Consider the following 19658-nt stretch of genomic DNA (forward strand, 5'->3'; position numbering starts at 1 on the left):
CGTCGGTGCCTTATTCGGTACCGATCTTGCCGCCCTTCTTCCACACCACAACCACGGCCGGGCGCGGGGTGGACTTACCGCCATCAGGCCAGTGGGAGGTGGCCTTGTCGAAGGTGGCGTCATCAGACTCGCCCGGGTGCTGAACGTTGACCATGACGCGGTCATCGTCGACGATCGGGCCACAGGTCTCCGCGCCCGCCGGGACGGTGAGGAAGCACTTGAGCTCGCCGCGGGTCTCGCCCTCGGTGGTCACGGCGTAGAGGCCGTCGTTAGAGTCCAGCGCGTTGCCGTCAGTGGAGATCCACAGGTTGCCGTGGTTGTCGAAGGCCAGGTTATCCGGGCAGGAAATCGGGGAGACCTTCTCCTTGTCGAAGCCACCGAAGTAGGTGCTGGCCTCACGCGGGTCACCGCAGACTAGGAAGAGGTTCCAGGTGAACTTCTCACCGGCGTGGTCATCCTCGAGCTCCATGACGAGGCCGTTCTTGTTCTCCTTGACCGGAGCCCATTCCTTGGCGTCTTCCTTGTTCTTCTTAGCGTTCTCGCCGGTGGCGCCGCGGTACTTATTGTTGGTCAGCGCGATGTAGACCTTCTCGGTCTCCGGGTGAACCTGGACGTCTTCCGGGCGGTCCATCTTGGTGGCGCCCACCTTGTCGGCGGCCTCACGGGTAAAGACGGCGACCTCTTCGGCGGACATGCCGTCCACGTGGGACTCGAACTTGTTGTTCTCAGTATCGGAGGTCAGCAGCTTGACCCACTCGCCGCTGCCATCGAAAGCGCCGTCCTCCGGCAGGACACCAGAGCCGTCGATTTCCTTCTCCGGGGAGTTGCCCTCCATCTTGGCCACGTACAAGGTGCCGTGGTCCAGGATGGTCATGTTGTGCTCGAGATCGCCTTCCTTGTACTTCTTGGTGGAGACGAACTTGTAGACGTACTCGAAGCGGGAGTCATCGCCGGAGTAGCACACCACGGTGCCATCCTTGGTTATGTGGATGTTGCCGGCCTCGTGCTTGAAGCGGCCCACTGCGGTGTGCTTAATCGGGGTGGACTTCGGGTCCAGCGGGTTGATCTCCACGAGCCAGCCAAAGCGGTTCGGCTCGTTCGGCTCCTTGGTCACATCAAAGCGGTCATCGTACTTTTCCCACTTGCGGTCGGACGGGCCTTCCTCGATGCCGAAGCGCTTGAGGGATTCAGCAGCCTTCTTATCCTTGATGTCGCCGCCGGCGAAGTATTGGTCGAAGTTCTCTTCGCCGGAGAGCATGGTGTTCCACGGGGTCACGCCGCCGGAGCAGTTGTTGAGGGTACCCAGGACCTTCTCACCCTTCGGGTCGGCGGAGGTCTTCACCAGGTCAGTGCCCTTAGCTGGGCCCACCAGGGTGAACGGGGTGGTGGCGGTGATGCGGCGGTTGAGCGGGCCGAACTCACGCTTGAGCTCGCCGGAGCCCTTGACCTTGGACACCTCGAGGATAGTGTGGCCGTGACCGGCCCAGCCGATCTTCACCTGTTCCTCGGTGGGGTTCTCCGGATCGTAGTCCGGGAACATCATCGGCTCGGTGGTGTACTCGTGCGAGCACATGTAGATCATGCGGTTCTTGTCATCCGGGTGCTCGATGAGGCCGGCGAAGTCATTGTTGAAGCCGAACTGCTTCTCCGCCGCTTCGGCGGTCTGGTTGTTGACGTCGAATTCCGGAGCGCCCTCGATGACTGGGTCACCCCAGGCAATCAGAACGGACTGCTCATAGCCCTTCGGGATGACGACCTCATCCTTGGTATTGGCCTCAACGGCTTCAAAGTGCATGCCTTCGGCGGAGGTGAGCTCGATGTCGGAGCCCTTAACTTCGCTGGTCTTGTTGGAGGAGCCGCCCGCCGCAGACCCGTTGTCATCCGGAGCAGCGCATGCAGCCAGCGCAGAGGAACCACCAACGGCGACGACAGCCAAGCCACCGGCGCGCAGGGCGGTACGGCGGGAGAACTGGTCGCCGAAGTAAGGGTTGTCGGAGGTGTTCTCGCATTCGCCGAAACAGGCATTACCGCACTTGTAGGTGCAGGTAAGAGAAGAACGAGACGAGGTGAACATGTTAGCCAAGAGATTACGGCCGTTGAGTGCCATGAAAGTTATGCTCCAAAAATCGAAAATCGTTGGTTGCGCAAGGGGATGTCGCAACGAAGTGTCGCAACGGACGTCATGAGTTAATACGGTTGAGATGACCGCGCGGTTGATCCTGTCTAACCGCTAGATGAACACTCTGTGAACCGGGATCGCGCCAGCGTATAGGGATCGACTACCCTAGACAACCGTGAGCGAGAAGAAGAATACTGAAGTTACTGACGTCCCCGAGCAGCTGCGCATTCGCCGCGAGAAGCGTGCCCGACTGTTGGAGTCCGGCACCGAGCCCTATCCGGTGACCGTAGACCGCACGATCTCTCTGCGGGATCTTCGCCAGCAGTTCCAGGTAGTGGCCGAAGGCGAGGAACCGGCCGCGGAAGAGGGCGTTACCTACCTCAGCGCTGGTGAGGAGACTGACGTTGAGGTGGCCATCGCCGGCCGCCTCATCTTCATGCGCAATACCGGCAAGCTGTGCTTCGCCACCCTGCAGGATGGCGACGGTACCCAGGTGCAGGCCATGCTGTCCCTTGCAGAGGTAGGGGAGGAGCGCCTAGCCGCGTGGAAGTCCGACGTTGACTTGGGTGATTTCATCTCCGTGCACGGCCGAGTAATTGCCTCGCGCCGCGGCGAGCTCTCCGTCATGGCTAGCGAATGGACCATGGCGGCGAAGTCCTTGCGCCCGCTTCCGGTGTCCTTCGCTGACATGAATGAGGAAACCCGCGTGCGCCAGCGCTACAACGACCTCATCGTGCGCGAGGAAGCCCGCAAGAATGCCATGACCCGCGTCAAGGTCATGCGTGCACTGCGCAACTACCTGGAGGATGAGGGCTTCGTAGAGATCGAAACCCCGATGCTGCAGACCCTCCACGGCGGTGCAGCAGCCCGCCCGTTCGTAACGCACTCCAATGCTTTGGACATTGACCTGTACCTGCGCATCGCGCCGGAGCTCTTCCTTAAGCGCGCCGTCGTCGGCGGCATCGATCGCGTCTTTGAGATCAACCGCAACTTCCGCAACGAGGGCGTCGACCGCTCCCACTCCCCGGAATTCGCCATGCTGGAGACCTACGCCGCGTGGGGCGACTACAACGATTGCGCCCGTACCACCCGTGAGTCCATCCAGTCGGTGGCACGTGCGGTCTTCGGTTCCACCACCGTCACCTTGGCGGATGGCACTGAGTATGACTTCGGTGGTGAAGAGTGGCCGGAGATTGAAATGTACCCCTCACTCAACGAGGCTCTGCAACGCAAGTTCCCGGGCCAGCCGGAGGTCACCATCGACTCCACCGTCGAGGAGCTCAAGGCGCTTGCCGACGTCATCGGGCTCGACGTCCCGAAGGACGGCGGCTGGGGCCACGGCAAGCTGGTGGAAGAGATCTGGGAGGTGCTCTGCGAGGACCAGCTGGAGGGCCCGATCTTTGTGAAGAACTTCCCGGTCGAGACCTCTCCGCTGACCCGCCAGCACCGCTCCCTGCCGGGTGTGACCGAGAAGTGGGATCTCTACGTGCGCGGCTTCGAGCTGGCTACCGGATACTCGGAGCTGGTGGATCCCGTTATCCAGCGCGAGCGCTTTGAGGATCAGGCGCGCTTGGCCGCCGGCGGTGATGAGGAAGCCATGGTCTTGGACGAGGACTTCCTCGCCGCCATGGAGCAGGGAATGCCTCCGACAGCCGGCACGGGCATGGGCATCGACCGCCTGCTCATGGCCCTGACTGGCCTGGGTATCCGTGAGACCGTGCTCTTCCCGATTGTGAAGCCGGAGAAGTAGGCCCGAGGCCAACTCGCACAGAGCTCACCCCGCGGCACATTCCGCGCGCAACGCACAAGCCACCAGCCCCACAGCTGAAGGCTTGTGCGTTGTTGTTTTGCAGCCTCCAGTTTGTTGCCACAGCGCACATCACTCAGCGAGAAGCCTGCCTGCGTGGAAAAATACAAAGCATGAAAAAGCTACTCTCTCTTCTCACACTGCCGCTTGTAACGGCTGGCTTGGTTGCGTGTTCTTCTGATGAAGGAACCGAGGAAACCCATCGATTCGAAGTTGTGGAGTCCTCCGGTTCTCAAAGCAGTGCGCAAAGCTCTGAAAGCGCCGAAGAAAGCGATTCCACAGATCGCGAGCCGGAGTTTGGCTCTCAATCTTCCGGACTCAAAGAGCGCGATGCCGAGGACTTCCGCGCCACTGGGTTCAGGTATGAGACCACGGTTGCTTGGGGAGTGAGGAGCCCAGACGGCAGGGTGTCGTGTTCTCTGACTGAGGGCTCTAAAGGGCCTTGGTGCAGCGTTGGCTTTGAGAACCCGCCTATCCTGCCTGACCCCGAGAACCCGCAATGGGAAGCGAACATGGTTTCCTTCAAAGATGGCGCAGGCTTCTTCCCCAACGGCGTGGTGGATGCCGGCGACCAGGTTCCATCGCAGCAGCTGGGGGAAGGCGAGAAGGTCGAAATAGACGGTGTGGTTTTTGAAGCCCCCAGCGCAGATGAATTCACCGTTCAGGCCCAAGGGCACCAGTTCACCGTGAAATACGGCGGCCAGTTTTCGGCGGATACCTATCCTTTTAAACCGGACTCCAATGGCTATGCGCCCGTGGGTACCGTCTGCGGCGAGGCTGACACCAATTTTGGCCGTCAGAAAGTCTTTGTGCAGACAGACGGGACGAATTGCACGACTGCAATGGACATCGTGGACAAGTACTTCAACTACGAGTGGGACATCAAAGAAATGAACTCTCGCGGAATTTTGGAGCTTGACGGCTGGAAGTGTTCCTACCGAGAACCGGAGTACATTGACATGCCGGATCCGGATGCACGCCGTCTGCACTGCGGTGATTTGTCCGGTAATGGTCGGGTCATTCTTCTCGACGCTGTACACCCAGATGTTCCGAAATACACATATAACTACTAGCGCAGCACTAATTCGTGGGACGATGATTGTTATGAAGAAGCTTCTCTCTATCCTTTCTGCCTCCCTCATGGCCTGCGCCGTGGCTTCGTGTTCTTCCACGAGCGAACCGGCGGGCGATGAGCCACAGTTTCAACAGAACTCAGCCAGCTCCACTAGCTCTGAGTCTGCCTCCAGTAGCTCTACTGAGGCCGCGGCGTCGAGCAGCGCCAAGCCCGATAAAGACAAACCCGGCGGATTGAAGGAACGCGATCCGAAGGACTTTATGGCCGGCGGTGATCGGGCGAGTATTCCGAACCCCATCCCGGCCGTCAAGAGCCCTGATGGGCGCGTCCTCTGCCTCATTCACGAAGAGACTGACGGCCCAAACTGCAAGGTGGAGTTTGCTGATCCGCCAATCTATCCGGGGCCAGTCATGCAAAGCTGGAGGTCAAACGCGGTGAGCTACCGCAGTGACCGTGGCTTCTTCCCTGTGTGGGCCATCGAGTTCTATAGGCCCACCGAGGTTGAAACGCTCAACGAGGGCGAGACCGTGAGCTTTGACGGTGGAACCTTTGAGGCGCACAGCGGCAATGAGTTCGTGGTCAAGTCGAACGGGCACCACTTCACCGTCAAGGATGATGGACAGTACTACTCCGATACCTTCCCGGCGAAACCGGACGCGGATGGCATTGCCAACACCGGTGCGGTGTGTGGTGAGAGCGGCACGCGTGGTGAAGACACCGGTTTGGTCTACGTGCAAGAGGACGGCACGAATTGCAATGACGCCATGGAATTGTTGGATGAATACGCCAACCATGATTGGCAGGCTGGCGAGGGCGGAAGCCGTGGCCACCTCGAGACTGACCTAGGACACTGTGCATACGGTGCGCCGAAACTGTGGGAGGATACCCCAGAAAACCGGCTGCTGGGTTGCAGCCTGGATAGCGGTGGCAGCGTCGTGGTCATCACGTCCCGCAACATGGAAACGATTCCTTAAAACCCCACCACCTGCCGGGGAGCGAGGAAACCTCGCTGCCCTGGCTCATGTGGCATCCCCGGCTAGCTTGCGAGTACTCTAAACTCCTTGCGCGCTGACATCGGAAGCGTTGGCGCGAGTATCCCCAGAGCAGAGAAAAGAAAGGTGTGGCTGGCCGCATGTCCGCTGAGATTCCCTCCAAGGTAGTCATCAACCTCAGCATCCTGGTGCTGGGAGCGATGGTCATGATTCTCAACGAGACCTCGCTGTCCGTCGCACTACCAGCCATCATGGCGGACTATGGCATCCCCGCCACGAGCGCACAGTGGTTGTTGACGGGATTCATGCTCACCATGGCCGTCGTCATTCCGACCACCGGTTACCTGCTGGAGAGGCTCACCACGCGCCAGATTTTCTTCGCCTCTGCCGGGTTCTTCCTGGCAGGCACCGTGGTGGCGGCCCTTGCGCCGAGCTTCGTCGCTCTGCTCCTCGGGCGCGTCCTGCAAGCAGGCGGGACTGCGTTGATGATCCCCACTCTCATGACCGTGGCCATGACTCTGGTCCCACCGCAGCGCCGCGGCACGGTGATGGGCATTATTTCTGTGGTTATTTCCGTCGCCCCGGCGCTGGGCCCCACGGTCGGCGGGGCAATCCTCAACCGCTTCACCTGGCACGTCATTTTTTGGGCCATGGTGCCGCTCATCGCTCTCATCCTGGTGGCTGGTCTCTGGCGCCTGAGTGATGTGGGTGAGAACCGCGATACCCCACTCGACGGTCCCTCCGTACTTCTTTCTGCTTGTGCATTTGGCGGTCTGATCTATGGTTTGTCTTCGATTGAAAAGATGCTGCAGGGTGGCGCCTGGGTAGACATCGCCGTCACCGTGGTGGGCGTCATCGCGCTCATCGTCTTCATCCGCCGGCAGCGGCGTCTGGCGCTCGAGGATCGTGCACTAATGGATATGCGCCCCTTCCGCGTTCGCAACTTCACGCTCGCGGTGCTCATCCTGGTATTGTCCTTCGGCCTGATGCTGGGAATGGTTACGGTCTTGCCCATCTACCTGCAGACCACCCTGGGCGTCACCGCCTTTGCCACGGGTTTGGCGGTGATGCCGGGTGGAATTCTCCAAGCATTTCTTTCCCCGATTGTGGGCCGACTCTTCGATTCCTATGGCCCGCGCCCGCTCATGATTCCGGGCTCGCTGTTTATGGTGGCCAGCCTGTGGCTCTTGGCCACCTTGGGCGAGAACTCAGCCGTGTGGATGGTTGTGGGCATGCACGTTCTCTTCTCCTTCGGCATGTGCCTGATGATGACGCCGTTGATGACAACAGCGCTGTCCTCGCTTCCGGAGAAGCTGTATTCGCACGGGTCGGCCATCATGAACACCTTCCAGCAACTGGCGGGTGCGATGGGAACGGCCTTCCTCGTTGTCTTCCTCACGCGCGGCACCCAGGCCGGTGTCGCGGCGGGGATGGGACCAGCCGCAGCGACGGCACAGGGAACGCACTGGGCTTTCCTCTTCGCTGGCGTGGCCGGCACCGCCATTGCGGTGATTGCGCCGCTGCTCAAGCGCGTGAATTAGCACAGCGGCATGTTCAGGCGAAGCTCCTCTGCATCCTCGCCCCACACGAGAACGGCGTCGGTCGAGTCCTCGGCGCCCATGTAGAACACCGGCTCGGTGTCGGAAACGTCGTAGCTGCGCACGGTGCACTGTCCGTTGGACAGTTCCTGTGCATCCTGCGTCGGGGCGGCTGCATCGCGCTTGGCGACGTCCCCGTACCGCGCCACGGAGTAGCCCACACCGTCACCAACGCAGGTGATTTTCGCGTCCTGACCATCTTCCGGTTCGCGGGCATCGCAGGTGGCACCGCTGAAGCCTTCCCCGCCGGGACGGGAGCTGATGAGTCCCGGGTGGTCGTCGACAAGCGCCTGCTCCGCCTCGGACCACGCCGGCCGCCCCAAGAAGAACCACAGTAGGCCGCCGATCAGAGCTAAGAGGAGAAGCCCCACGCCGAGCCCGGCGAAGACTTTCTTCTTCGAGGTCGACTTGCGCTTGGTGGAGCCTTTCGCGGGAGCGGGAGCTGCGACCTGCGGTTGGGGCTGCGTTCCCCACCCCTCCTGCGGGGCGGGGGAGTAAGGCTGTTCTGGCTGCCACTGCGGTGTGCCCGTTGCGGCGGTGTTCGTGCCACTGGTATTCGCGCCAGCCGTGTTCGTGCTGGTCGTGCCCGCGCTACGCAGCGAATCAACGACGGCAGCAGCCGAGGGGTAGGCGGCAGCTGCGCGGAAGGAAGGGCAGGCGGCGGCGACGATGCGCGCGAGGCGGTCGATTGCTTCTTTCGCTGTTGCGTTGGGAGCTTCGTTAGTTGAGGCTGGTCCGACCGCAGCGAAGAAGGCATTCGAGCGGTTATCGGTCAGGATGATGCGACGCGGATTGAGCGCGCGGATGGCGTAGTTGGCGCGGCCCTTGTTGAGCAGAAAATCGGTGGCGTCTGCCAATGGAGCAAAGACGGCGAGGGCTTCCTCCCGGGACAGGTGGTGCGCGCCAACGCCGGAGGAGGTGAAGTTAGAAAGCTGCTCGCCCGGCAGACTGCGGCGCACAAAGAATTCCTGACCGCTGTTCATCGTGCCTGTGCCCACGATGGGTGCGATGGCGCTGTGCTGTAGCTGCCCCATAATGCCGGACTGGCGGAGTACGCCGCGGTGCTCCGGGGCGTAGATTTCCACGAGCATCTCATCGTGTGAGGGATCTTCTACGAGGAAGAGCGTGGAGTCGGCTCCTTGGTCCAAGACTGCCTTTTGGCGCAGCTGGTGCTGGGTGGTGAAAAATTCTGGGAGCATAGACACGGTGAGGGGAAATCCTTCGCGGAGAGTCGACGATGAGATTTATAGAATCCTCTTCATTCTAAGGGGATGAAGCCTCCATGGCAGGCTGGTGCGTGATGCGGGCTTTCTACTGCCTGTTCGCTACCGGCGTACAGTGCCGTTGCCTGCGGAAACGGGGATTTAGGGGAAGTGGGGAGAAAAATCGTGAATGGAGTGTCCGCCCCGCGCGTTAGAGTGGATGACACATTTAAAGCGAAAGGTAAGAGGTAATGTTCGAGAGGTTTACTGACCGTGCTCGCCGCGTCATCGTTTTGGCGCAGGAGGAAGCACGCATGCTCAACCACAATTACATCGGCACCGAGCACATCCTCCTGGGGCTTATCCATGAAGGTGAAGGTGTAGCAGCCAAGGCCTTGGAGTCCATGGGCATCTCGCTGGAGGATGTCCGCCGTGAGGTGGAAGAGATCATTGGTCAAGGTTCTCAGCCGCACACAGGCCACATCCCATTTACCCCGCGCGCCAAGAAGGTCCTCGAGCTCTCGCTGCGTGAGGGCCTCCAGATGGGGCACAAATACATTGGCACCGAGTTCCTGCTCCTCGGCCTCATCCGTGAGGGTGATGGTGTGGCTGCGCAGGTGCTGACCAAGTTGGGTGCTGACTTGCCGCGCGTTCGCCAGCAGGTTATCCAGCTGCTCTCCGGATATGAGGGCAACGAGGGCGAAGGCAACCAGTCCCAGGGCGGTGCCGGCCCGGTTGGCGCTGGTGCTGGCGCTGGCCAGGGCGGCCGTGGCGGCTCGGGCGGCTCCGGTGAGCGTTCCAACTCTCTGGTGCTGGACCAGTTCGGCCGCAACCTCACCCAGGCTGCGCGCGATGGCAAGCTGGACCCAGTGGTGGGCCGCGATTCCGAGATCGAGCGCATTATGCAGGTGCTGTCCCGCCGCACGAAGAATAACCCGGTGCTCATCGGTGAGCCCGGCGTGGGTAAAACCGCCGTGGTCGAAGGCTTGGCTCTCGATATCGTCAACGGCAAGGTCCCGGAGACCCTCAAGGATAAGCAGCTCTACTCGCTGGACCTGGGCTCCCTGGTGGCCGGTTCGCGCTACCGCGGTGACTTTGAGGAACGCCTGAAGAAGGTGCTCAAGGAGATTAACCAGCGCGGTGACATCATCCTCTTCATCGATGAGATCCACACCTTGGTCGGCGCCGGTGCCGCCGAGGGCGCTATCGACGCCGCGTCGCTGCTGAAGCCGAAGCTGGCCCGTGGCGAGCTGCAGACCATCGGTGCCACCACGCTGGATGAGTACCGCAAGCACATTGAGAAGGACGCCGCTCTCGAGCGCCGCTTCCAGCCGGTCAAGGTGGAAGAGCCTTCTCTCGATGACACCATCCTCATCCTCAAAGGCCTGCGCGATAAGTACGAGGCACACCACCGTGTCTCCTATACCGACGAGGCACTGAAGGCGGCGGCCTCCCTGTCTGACCGCTACATCAACGACCGCTTCCTGCCGGATAAGGCCGTGGACCTCCTCGATGAGGCCGGTGCCCGCATGCGTATCAAGCGCATGACCGCTCCGGAGGGCCTGCGCGAGGTCGATGACCGCATCGCTGAGGTCCGCAAGGAGAAGGAAGCTGCGATCGACGCCCAGGACTTTGAGAAGGCCGCTGGCTTGCGCGATAAGGAGCGCAAGCTGGGTGAAGAGCGCGCGGAGAAGGAAAAGCAGTGGCGTTCCGGTGACCTAGAGGAGATCGCTGAGGTCGGTGAGGAACAGATCGCAGAGGTCCTGGCTCACTGGACTGGCATTCCGGTTCTCAAGCTCACGGAGAAGGAATCCAACCGCCTCCTCAACATGGAGGAGGAGCTGCACAAGCGCATCATTGGCCAGGACGAAGCCGTCAAGGCTGTGTCCCGCGCCATTCGCCGCACCCGTGCTGGTCTGAAGGATCCGCGCCGTCCTTCCGGTTCCTTCATCTTCGCCGGCCCGTCCGGTGTGGGTAAGACGGAGTTGTCGAAGTCCTTGGCTAACTTCCTCTTCGGTTCGGATGATGACCTTATCCAGATCGATATGGGTGAGTTCCACGACCGCTTCACCGCCTCCCGTCTCTTCGGTGCTCCTCCGGGATACGTCGGCTACGAGGAAGGCGGCCAGCTGACGGAGAAGGTCCGCCGTAAGCCGTTCTCCGTGGTCCTCTTCGACGAGATCGAGAAGGCCCACAAGGAGATCTACAACACCTTGCTGCAGGTGCTGGAGGACGGCCGCCTGACCGATGGCCAGGGCCGCATCGTGGACTTCAAGAATACGGTGCTCATCTTCACCTCCAACCTGGGCACCCAGGACATCTCGAAGGCCGTGGGCTTGGGCTTCACCGGCTCCTCGGAGAATGATTCGGATGCGCAGTATGAGCGCATGAAGAACAAGGTCAACGACGAGCTGAAGAAGCACTTCCGCCCTGAGTTCCTCAACCGTATCGATGAGATTGTGGTCTTCCACCAGCTCACCCAGGAGCAGATCGTCGAGATGGTGGAGCTGCTCATCGGACGCGTCGAGAAGCAGCTTTCCGAGCGTGACATGGGCATCGAGCTCACCCAGAAGGCCAAGGATCTTCTTGCCAAGCGTGGCTTCGATCCGGTCTTGGGCGCTCGCCCGTTGCGCCGCACCATCCAGCGCGAGATTGAGGACCAGCTCTCCGAGAAGATCCTCTTCGGTGAAATTGGCGCCGGTGAGATCATCACCGTGGATGTTGAAGGCTGGGATGGTGAGTCCAAGGACAACTCTTCCGCAACCTTTACCTTCACCCCGCGTCCGCGCCCGCTGCCGGAGGACACCTTCGACAAGGAGCTCGAGGAAACCGCCGTGCGCGAGGCCGATGAGGAACTAGCCACCGAGATCGATGAGGGATCCCACGGTCCGAATTCCGATGGTCCTGACACCGTCACCCCGGATGTCCTCGATGAGTCTGGTAGCGACTCCGCCGAGGAATCCCACAACAACGATGGTGATGACGGCAATCCGCCGCCGGCTGGTGCCGGTGCTGGCCAGCCGCTCTAAGCGCTGACTTGGGCCCCGCGCTGGGCCTATAAGGATTAGCCCCGAACCGCATGCGAGTGACACTCCGTGCGGTTCGGGGCTTTCTTTGCGTGACCGGTGGGCGGGACGGCCCGGTGGGCGGCGTGCCCACAACTAGAACAGAATCAGCACACTGTCTCGTGGGATTCGTGTTCTGGGGGCTCGATTTGGATGGTGGAGTGCTCGATGCCATGTTTGCGCAGAACGTGCTGGGCGGCATCTAACAGCGGACCGGTGTCGACGGTGCCGTCGCGCACGATGTGCACGGTCGTGAGAACGTTGACTCCGTCCAGGCTCCACAGGTGCAGGTCATGGATGTCGGCAACGCCTTCGACCCGACGCAGCACGGGTTCGATCACGCTGGCGTCGAAGCCCGCCGGAACCTGCTCGAGCAGAACGCTTGCCGACAACCGCATGAGCTGCCACGCGCGTGGGAGCACCATCGCCGCGATGACTAAAGAGGCGATCACGTCCGCCGCCACAAATCCCGTGGTCAGCACCACGATGCCCGCTACGATCACCGCGACCGAGCCGAGCAAGTCCACCAGTACGTGTAAGAACGCGCCTTCCACGTTGATCGAGGACTCGCGGTGCCGGTGCAGCACCCACGCCGAGAGCGCATTGGCTACCAGGCCGATCACCGCGATGATCAGCATCGCCTTGCCCTGTACCTCGGCCGGGCTCTGCAGGCGGCGCACCGCCTCGACGACAATCCACACTGAGATTGCCAGCACCATTACTGCGTTGGCTAGCGCCGCAAGTACCTCTACTCGCCGGTAGCCGTAGGTGGCCTGGGCTGATGCTTGGCGCCGCCCAACCAACACTGCGATCACCGCAATGATGAGTCCCGCGGCGTCGGAAAGCATGTGCATCGCATCCGCCATCAGTGCCATCGAGCCCGCCAACCATCCGCCGATTAGCTCCGCGAAGAAGACAATGCCGGTAATACTGAGCGCAATCAGGAGCGCGCGCAGCGGCGTGCTGGAGTGATCATGGTCGTGGTGCTCGTGTGCCATGCACTCAGCCTATCACCACCAACGCTTATTGACAATAAAATGAAAACGTATGGCGGCGGGCAAAAGTGTGCGTTCTAGCTCTACTTGGCCACGCCGAGGTCTACCAGAGCTTTCTTTGCTACTTCAGGGTCATCACTCTTGATCATGTACTCAACGATTCCCTTATCATCCGCGAGGATCTCCTGAACAGTGAAGATGGCCTCCAATCGCTGTGCCTTGAATGTGGAACCGCGCGTTGATTCTGCCGGAATCTCAGCGGCGTCCAAGACGGGCTTGCCGTCACGAACGGCGGCGGTGGCAGCAGGATCATCGGTGAAGACTACATAACCAACCTCAGGCGCCTTCGTAGTATCCACGGAACAGTTGGTGCCCTTCGCTTCTGGGGCAGGGGAGTTATCCGCGCCGTAGTAGCTGAACATCACTTCATAATCTGTGCACACTTCCACGAAGTCAGCAATCGGCTCGGGCGCATGGTCGGTAGGAGTGAGGCCGCTTTGAGCGTCGCCAGCAGTATCGCCACCGGTCTCGCCGGCGGTGTCACCGTTGGAAGCCCCGGAATCGGCAGGTGCTTCAGCGGCGGGCTGCGCAGGCGCGGCGGAATCCTCAGACTTGTCACCAAAGAGGGCATCTTTAGCTGCGACGTAACCAATCGCTACCACCACGATGACCGCGATTACTAGCGGAAGGAGCAACAGCTGCTTCTTTACACTGAGGCCTTGCTTCGGGGCATCGGTATGGGAACCTGTCGTGCCTGCGGTGGGGTTCGACGTGGAGGCGGTGCCTGATGCATTCTTCGAAGCTGCGCCTGGGTCTAGTAGTTCGCCATGCTTGATGAAATGGCGGTAGCCATTATCCGCAACTGTCTGGCCTTCTTTGATGTGTGATGTGTCTTCCGCCCCGTTAAGGTGATCGGGCGAACCCGGGTATGCAAGTCGGCTCATTATTCAGTCCACCACCGTGAATCAATATCGGAATACAGGGAGCGCATCGACTCAACGTGCTCTTCAAAGCTATTGCGATTGAGACGGTGCTTGTTTTCTTTCCACCGCTTAAAAAGCTCCTCCGAAGACACCGCGCGCGAGGCCTCCGTTCGTGCCTCCCGGCCTGCGGTCAGGGCCCACTGGGCGGCAAACTGCACGCGACGCGCGGCCTTTTCCGTGAACCCGCTCCACACTTTGTATGTGTTGTAGAGTTGAGCCACGACGGCCCAGCCATCCTGGTAGGGCAGAACTGTGACGTTGCCCAGGTTGTCAAGTTCAAGGAACTCAAAATGAGATGGATCCTTCTTATCGGCGGTCACGAGGATCCTTCGGTTGGTGACAAACGCGGCACCATCCACCCCGCTAGCTTTCGTAGCGGCGGCTTCCAGCACAATCTCGTCGACACCAAGGCCTTCTACAACGGCTGCGGCGGCAGCGTGCACAATCTCGGAATCACCAGCACGTTTAAGCGCAGCACCGAGATCTGGCCGGTCTGTCATTGCAATTTGGGGTCCTGTCATGCACACGAGACTAACAACACATCAAAAACTGTGACTGGGTGTGCTGAATTATGGTGTAGATCACCCCCAGCATAGGGGTGATGGATGGGACACCACGGAACCGTGCCAGAAACCTCGGTACGTTGTGTGGGTATGAGCTCAACGTTCACGCCAGCAAAGTTTGATGACACTTGGATCTACCGCCTTACAAAGTTCCCGTGGCCGGAACCGACGCCGAGCGACGATGAGGTGCGCCGCCACTCGTGGGGAATGACGTACAAGAGCAATAAGGCGTTTGCGACCCCGCTAGGGGTTGAGGCCATCAACGCAAGGGCGGCCAAATACTACAAAACATCTCTCGAGCAAAACTGGGGGGTCACTGGTGCACAGGAAGCGTATCAGGTTATTGATGCTCTGCTCGAAGGTGGCCAGCACGTGGAAAATGACCTGGTTTTACCCCTCGCATACGCCGTGAAGAACGTCCCCGAGCGCGAGCTAGACGCGGAAGTGGAGGAAAAGGTCGAGTTCCTCAAAGACTTCTTTATTGCCCAAGGCGCGGATCCGCGCCTTGGAGAACATAAGTTCCGCTACCTCGTGAGGATGTTGCGCTCGGAGGGCTTTGCCAAAGCAGCGGCCCCGGCACTGCCCACCACTACGCGCGCATGGGACATAATCCGTGTTCACGCCGTTGGTGGCCCGGCAACGGAGCTGGGGTGGATCTCTCCAGAAGAGTTCCTTCAGATTTCAGACAAGGCCGTGGCGGCGCTGCAGCGCTACTTCGTGTCGTGGGCTGACGTAGCCGCAAGTTTCTGGTGGGGTCGAATGATCTGGGCGAGTGATGGTGAGCCCGACGTCACCGCTGCGATGAAGGATCAATCGCAACGGATCACCGAGCTGCTCGCACACAGTGATTCGCCTTGGGTGCGCGTGCCCTTGCACGACATCCAGGCCGAGGAGCCATTCTCATCCTTGGGTGGTTTGCACTAAGTCTTAGGAAGCCTGGCAGTTAGAGGGTGCGGGGACATCCTTGAAGCGATCGATCAGATAGTCCACGCCGCGCGGAACCGAGTTGATGATGCCAACGGCGTGGTTGGCCCCGGAGTGGGGAAGAACGTCGACGGGGTCGGCGGCGTCAAACTGGACGGTGCCGCCGAGTGAGCAGTAGCTACCGGCCATCGCGCGAGCTTGCTCGTAGGGGATGAGGTCATCGGTGGGGGAGTTCATGACCAGCATCGGGGCGTTGAGGGCACGCTGGCCCAGTCGTTGCTCCGCAAGCATCTGGGCGGCAGCCGGTTTGCGGCGCACAAGTTCGCCGAAGGACTCGCCCGTCTTGGTCAGCTGGCTGGTGCGGGTAAAGCCCCACGTCGCAATCGAATCACCAATGCAGGCGTGGGCGGCGCTGGCAAGGAAGTGCATGCCGCGCGGGTTCATCTCGGTGACGACCTCGTTATAAAACTCAGGGCTGCGCTCCGCATAGCCGTTGATGGCATAGCCCAACACGTGAACGATGGAGGAGCCATCGACCGCGTTCATGACCTCGAAAAGATCGGCCGGCGGGGCACCGGCGTAGGTGCCCTTGACGTTGAGCTCCGGTGCATAGGTTTCCGCGTACTCGGCTGCGGCCGCGGCCGCACCGCCTCCTTGGGAATAGCCAGCAAAACCCACGGGGGCATCTATCGGCGCGTTCGCGTGGCGGAGGGCGGCGCGGGCGGCGTCGAGAACCGCGTGTGCTTCCTCGATGTGGTTGACATAGGTGTGGTGACCTGGTGTGCCGAGTCCAACCAGGTCGGTCGTGACCACGCGCACGCCCTGTTGCGCGGCGTATTGGTACAGCGCGTACTCGTAGTTCATATTGAGCGTGACCTGATTGGCCGGACCCAGCGCGACGTTGCCCACCGACTGCGTGGCATTGGACGGAGCGCACTGGTCGCCCGCGCCGCGGGTGCCGGGTGCGAAGATGATGGTGGGGCGCTCACCCGGGCCGCTCCAGGCAGCGGAAGGCTCGTAGATGACGCCGGTGACGGTGGTGGGGGAGCCGTCCATGAGCGTGGACTCATAGGAGATCTTCTCCGCAGTGACGCCGGAGACGCCTGCGAGGTGGTCAATCGGATGGGCGGAGGTCGGCGTGCCGGGTGTAGCCGATGCTGTGACGGGCAGCAGCGCAGAAGCCGCCAGCGTAAGGGCCGCCACGAGTGCGCGAGGAGAGATTAGATTCATGCCGTAAGGGTAATCGCTCTGTCGCCGGTGCGCAGCGACTTCGCTGCGCTGAGACGTCGCTGCGCTAAGCTAGCGCGCATGGGCATTTATTTTCGCAAGCGCAAGAAGACCGGAAAAAATAGCTGGATCAATCTCTCCGGCTCCGGTGCCTCGATGTCAACAAAGGTCGGTCCCGTGACCTTTAACTCCCGCGGCGGCATGTGGGTCAATCTTCCAGGTGGACTGAACTTCCGGGGGCGCTGGCGCTAATGACTTCTCACCCCAGCAGCGACTATGTCCGTATGGGGTACGAGGCCGACGTCGTCCTGCGCCTAGGCATGATGCTCATGGGTGCGGGAACGTCCGGCTACCGCGTGCTGCGCGGCATGAAACGTGCCGCCCGCGCGCTCGGCTTTGATCGGCTCGACGCCAACGTTGGCGTCACACAGATCACCTGTACGTTCCACCGTGGCCGCGACTTCCGCACGGTGGTGGCGCAACAGCATTCGCCGGCTGTCGACGCTTCCCGGATCGAAGCCCTTGAGGACCTGACCCACCACCGGCTGTACGCGGGCATCACGGCGGAAGAACTTACAAAGATGCTCGACGTCATCGAGGCCAACGTGGTCAAGCGGTGGAACCGCTGGCTCCTAGCTGCGGCGGCGTCCATTGCGTGCGCCTCTTTCGCGGTCCTGAACTTCTTTACGCCGCTGGCGATTCTGCTGGTAGCCCTCGCCGCCTTTTGTGGTCAGCTCACCCGCGCGGTTTTGCACGGCAAGCACGTCCACCAACTGGGGTGCATCGTGGCAGCCGGAACGGTGGCCAGCCTCGTGTACTTCTTCACCACCGAGGCCGTGGCCGCCGCCGGAGTGGCGGACCCGTCAGAGTTTTCCTCGGGCTACGTGGCCGCGGTGCTCTTCCTCATTCCCGGCTTCCCGTTGTTCTCCGCGCTCATTGACCTCGCGCGCTTCGACTTCGAGGCCGGGCTTTCCCGCCTGACCTATGCGCTGACGGTGATCACCGCCGCGACCTTTACCGTGGCGTTGGTCAGCTGGACCACGGAGCTAACTCCGGAACCGGGCATCCCCGACTATGCGCCGGTGTGGTACCTCGCCGCCGCGGCGGCCAGCTTCTTGGGCATTTCCGGATTCGCGTTCCTCTTTAATTCCTCGCGCCGGATGGTGCTCGTGGCGGCCGCGGTGGGAACGGTGGCCAACCTCGTTCGCCTTATCCTTATCGGGGTCGGGGCCACAAGCTACGTCGGCGCGTTCGCCGGCGGTCTCATCGTGGGGCTCTTGGGCGCGGTGGCCTCCAAGCGCGCGCATCTACCGCGCATCACCACGACGGTGCCGGCGTCCGTCATCATGATCCCGGGAACCTCCATGTTCCGCACGGTTTATCACCTTAATGTTGGCAACATGGACCAGGCGTTGAACAACTTCGCCACTGCCTCGATGGCCGTGGCGGCCATTGGTTGCGGGCTCATCCTCGCCCGCCTGCTGACTGACCGCGATTGGACCTTCGGTCACCTCATCGATTTCTCGCACGTGCCTAGTGCGGCAGGTGAAACAGGCCCTGCTCGTTGATGTCCATTAGGCCATCCTCGATAAGCGAGGCCTGCGCCCGCGAGCGCTGCGTCGCGTCCGGCCACACCGCATCCAGGTCGGCTTGGGGAACTGGGTGGGGTGAGCCTCGGAGGACGTCGAGAAGCAGCCCGCGCACCTGGCGGTCCGTGCCGGTGAACTTCTGCACGCGCTTCTTTGCCCGCGCTGCCTCCTCTTCGCTGGGTTCCGGACAGCCCGCGAGCTGCCACGCGCACGAGGCTTTGATGGGGCAGGCGGCGCAGTCGGGGTTCTTGGCTGTGCACACCAGTGCACCGAGCTCCATGAGCGCGGCGGAAAAACGTGGCCCATTCTCCTCCGGAAGCAGTGCTTCCACCTGTGCCAGCTCGCGTTTTGTGGGAGGCGGCGCGAGGAAGCGGCCCTCCTCGGCGCGGGCATAGACGCGGCGCACGTTGGTATCCACCACCGGGACGTTGTAGCCAAAATGGAAGCACGCCACGGCGCGCGCGGTGTACTCACCGATCCCGGGCAACGCCAAGAGCTTGTCGACGTCCCCCGGAACCGCCCCCTCACCAATCTCCTTCGCGCACTCCCACAAGCGCAGCGCGCGGCGCGGGTAGCCCAGCTTTCCCCAGGCGCGCAGTACATCCGCTTTGGATGCCGCCGCGAGGTCGTGTGGGGTGGGCCAGCGGCGCATCCACTCCTCCCACTGTGGGGCCACGCGTGCGACGGGGGTCTGTTGGCTCATGACCTCGCTTAAGAGCACACCCCACGCTGAGGTACCCGGTCGGCGCCACGGCAGGGGGCGCTCATGGGCATCGAACCATTCCACGACAGCTTGGGTATCCATAGGCACCTCAGTGTAGGGCGCTGAGGTCTAAGCTAAGAAACATGCCTTTAGCAAAAGTTCCTCAAAATCCACAGAAAGTGTGGGAAGCCCTCCAGCAAGGTAATCAACGCCTCGTTACGGGCAACCTCATCGCCGTTAACCAGGACGCGAAGCTGCGCGCTGGCCTGACCCAGGGCCAGGATCCGCGCGTCATCGTATTGGCCTGCTCGGACTCCCGCGCGCCGATCGAGCACGTGTTCAACATTGGTTTCGGCGATGCCTTCGTCATCCGTACCGCGGGCCACATTTTGGACAGCGCGGTGATGGCCTCGCTGGATTATGCCTTAGAAAACCTCCACGCCAACCTGCTCGTTGTCATGGGACATCAGTCCTGCGGCGCAGTGGGCGCGGCCAAGGACTTCCTGGATGGTGGCGAATTGCCCACGGGCCTGCAGCGCCCGATCATCGAGCAAGTTGCCGCGGCCTCGATGGTGGCCAAGCGTGATGGCCGCGAAGAGCGCGCTGACTTCGAGCGCGAAAACACCGCGCAGGTGGTTTCCCAGATCATCTCCGATATTCCGGCTGCACGCCGGCTTCTCGACGCCGGAACGCTCGGCATCGTCGGCCTGCGCTACCTCCTTGAGGATTCCAGCGTGGAAACCGTCGTCCTGCACGGAGTTCATTAGCCCTGGGCGCTGGGCGGGCCCCAAGCGCGTAGAAGCCGCTGCTCAAGAC

The 19658-nt window shown here is 61.4% G+C and carries 16 protein-coding genes; 9 read left to right on the forward strand and 7 right to left on the reverse strand.

Annotated features, from left to right (window positions below; translation table 11 throughout):
- Nucleotides 1–10: 10 nt before the first annotated feature.
- The gene (locus HMPREF2792_RS06980; protein WP_070532262.1) at nt 11–2107 is read right to left on the reverse strand and encodes a PhoX family protein; all 2097 of its coding nucleotides are present in this window, start codon (nt 2105–2107) and stop codon (nt 11–13) included.
- 187 nt (nt 2108–2294) lie between these two features.
- Between HMPREF2792_RS06980 and lysS the strand changes: the two genes are divergently transcribed.
- From lysS to HMPREF2792_RS07000, 4 genes are all read left to right on the forward strand, one after another.
- Complete coding sequence (gene lysS / locus HMPREF2792_RS06985) at nt 2295–3869, forward strand: lysine--tRNA ligase (protein WP_070532265.1); 1575 nt, start codon at nt 2295–2297, stop codon at nt 3867–3869.
- Nucleotides 3870–4039: 170 nt separating this feature from the next.
- Nucleotides 4040–4999, forward strand: coding sequence for a hypothetical protein (locus HMPREF2792_RS13010; RefSeq protein WP_070532267.1), 960 nt, complete (start codon nt 4040–4042; stop codon nt 4997–4999).
- Nucleotides 5000–5030: 31 nt separating this feature from the next.
- Nucleotides 5031–5975 carry a hypothetical protein gene (locus HMPREF2792_RS06995; RefSeq protein WP_070532269.1) on the forward strand — a complete coding sequence of 315 codons (945 nt, stop codon included), beginning with the start codon at nt 5031–5033 and terminating at the stop codon, nt 5973–5975.
- Nucleotides 5976–6133: 158 nt separating this feature from the next.
- Nucleotides 6134–7534 (forward strand): MDR family MFS transporter, encoded by a 1401-nt coding sequence (locus HMPREF2792_RS07000; protein WP_070523012.1) that lies wholly within the window; start codon nt 6134–6136, stop codon nt 7532–7534.
- Here the strand turns inward: HMPREF2792_RS07000 and HMPREF2792_RS07005 are convergent.
- Nucleotides 7531–8790 carry a serine/threonine protein kinase gene (locus HMPREF2792_RS07005; RefSeq protein WP_070522755.1) on the reverse strand — a complete coding sequence of 420 codons (1260 nt, stop codon included), beginning with the start codon at nt 8788–8790 and terminating at the stop codon, nt 7531–7533. The genes HMPREF2792_RS07000 and HMPREF2792_RS07005 overlap by 4 nt on opposite strands.
- A 254-nt stretch (nt 8791–9044) precedes the next feature.
- Between HMPREF2792_RS07005 and HMPREF2792_RS07010 the strand changes: the two genes are divergently transcribed.
- Nucleotides 9045–11822 carry an ATP-dependent Clp protease ATP-binding subunit gene (locus HMPREF2792_RS07010; RefSeq protein WP_070522758.1) on the forward strand — a complete coding sequence of 926 codons (2778 nt, stop codon included), beginning with the start codon at nt 9045–9047 and terminating at the stop codon, nt 11820–11822.
- 143 nt (nt 11823–11965) lie between these two features.
- Here HMPREF2792_RS07010 and HMPREF2792_RS07015 read toward each other — a convergent pair whose 3' ends face one another.
- From HMPREF2792_RS07015 to HMPREF2792_RS07025, 3 genes are all read right to left on the reverse strand, one after another.
- Nucleotides 11966–12856, reverse strand: coding sequence for a cation diffusion facilitator family transporter (locus HMPREF2792_RS07015; protein ID WP_070532270.1), 891 nt, complete (start codon nt 12854–12856; stop codon nt 11966–11968).
- An 80-nt stretch (nt 12857–12936) separates the two neighbouring features.
- Complete coding sequence (locus HMPREF2792_RS07020) at nt 12937–13797, reverse strand: hypothetical protein (RefSeq protein WP_070522763.1); 861 nt, start codon at nt 13795–13797, stop codon at nt 12937–12939.
- Complete coding sequence (locus tag HMPREF2792_RS07025) at nt 13797–14357, reverse strand: hypothetical protein (protein WP_070532271.1); 561 nt, start codon at nt 14355–14357, stop codon at nt 13797–13799. Before HMPREF2792_RS07025 ends, HMPREF2792_RS07020 begins: the two co-directional genes overlap by 1 nt.
- A gap of 132 nt (nt 14358–14489) precedes the next feature.
- Here HMPREF2792_RS07025 and HMPREF2792_RS07030 point away from each other — a divergent pair, with 132 nt between their 5' ends.
- The gene (locus HMPREF2792_RS07030; protein WP_070532275.1) at nt 14490–15323 is read left to right on the forward strand and encodes a DUF1266 domain-containing protein; all 834 of its coding nucleotides are present in this window, start codon (nt 14490–14492) and stop codon (nt 15321–15323) included.
- Nucleotides 15324–15326: 3 nt separating this feature from the next.
- On the opposite strand, the gene HMPREF2792_RS07035 is transcribed toward HMPREF2792_RS07030, so the two are convergent.
- Nucleotides 15327–16553 carry a lipase family protein gene (locus HMPREF2792_RS07035; protein WP_070532277.1) on the reverse strand — a complete coding sequence of 409 codons (1227 nt, stop codon included), beginning with the start codon at nt 16551–16553 and terminating at the stop codon, nt 15327–15329.
- A 78-nt stretch (nt 16554–16631) separates the two neighbouring features.
- Between HMPREF2792_RS07035 and HMPREF2792_RS12635 the strand changes: the two genes are divergently transcribed.
- Both HMPREF2792_RS12635 and HMPREF2792_RS07040 read left to right on the forward strand, forming a co-directional pair.
- Complete coding sequence (locus HMPREF2792_RS12635; RefSeq protein ID WP_083299135.1) at nt 16632–16802, forward strand: DUF4236 domain-containing protein; 171 nt, start codon at nt 16632–16634, stop codon at nt 16800–16802.
- On the forward strand, nt 16802–18118 hold the full coding sequence (locus HMPREF2792_RS07040) for a threonine/serine exporter family protein (RefSeq protein ID WP_070532280.1): 1317 nt from the start codon (nt 16802–16804) through the stop codon (nt 18116–18118). The genes HMPREF2792_RS12635 and HMPREF2792_RS07040 overlap by 1 nt, the downstream gene beginning before the upstream one ends.
- On the opposite strand, the gene HMPREF2792_RS07045 is transcribed toward HMPREF2792_RS07040, so the two are convergent.
- A complete protein-coding gene (locus HMPREF2792_RS07045; RefSeq protein WP_070522778.1) occupies nt 18084–18944 on the reverse strand; it encodes an HhH-GPD family protein in 861 nt (286 codons plus the stop codon). The genes HMPREF2792_RS07040 and HMPREF2792_RS07045 overlap by 35 nt on opposite strands.
- 41 nt (nt 18945–18985) lie before the next feature.
- Between HMPREF2792_RS07045 and HMPREF2792_RS07050 the strand changes: the two genes are divergently transcribed.
- Nucleotides 18986–19609: a carbonic anhydrase gene (locus HMPREF2792_RS07050; protein ID WP_070522781.1), complete on the forward strand. Its 624-nt coding sequence runs from the start codon at nt 18986–18988 to the stop codon at nt 19607–19609.
- The last annotated feature ends 49 nt before the right edge of the window (nt 19610–19658 follow it).

Origin of the sequence: Corynebacterium sp. HMSC068H04 (genome assembly GCF_001811255.1) — a bacterium.
Classification (GTDB): domain Bacteria; phylum Actinomycetota; class Actinomycetes; order Mycobacteriales; family Mycobacteriaceae; genus Corynebacterium; species Corynebacterium hesseae.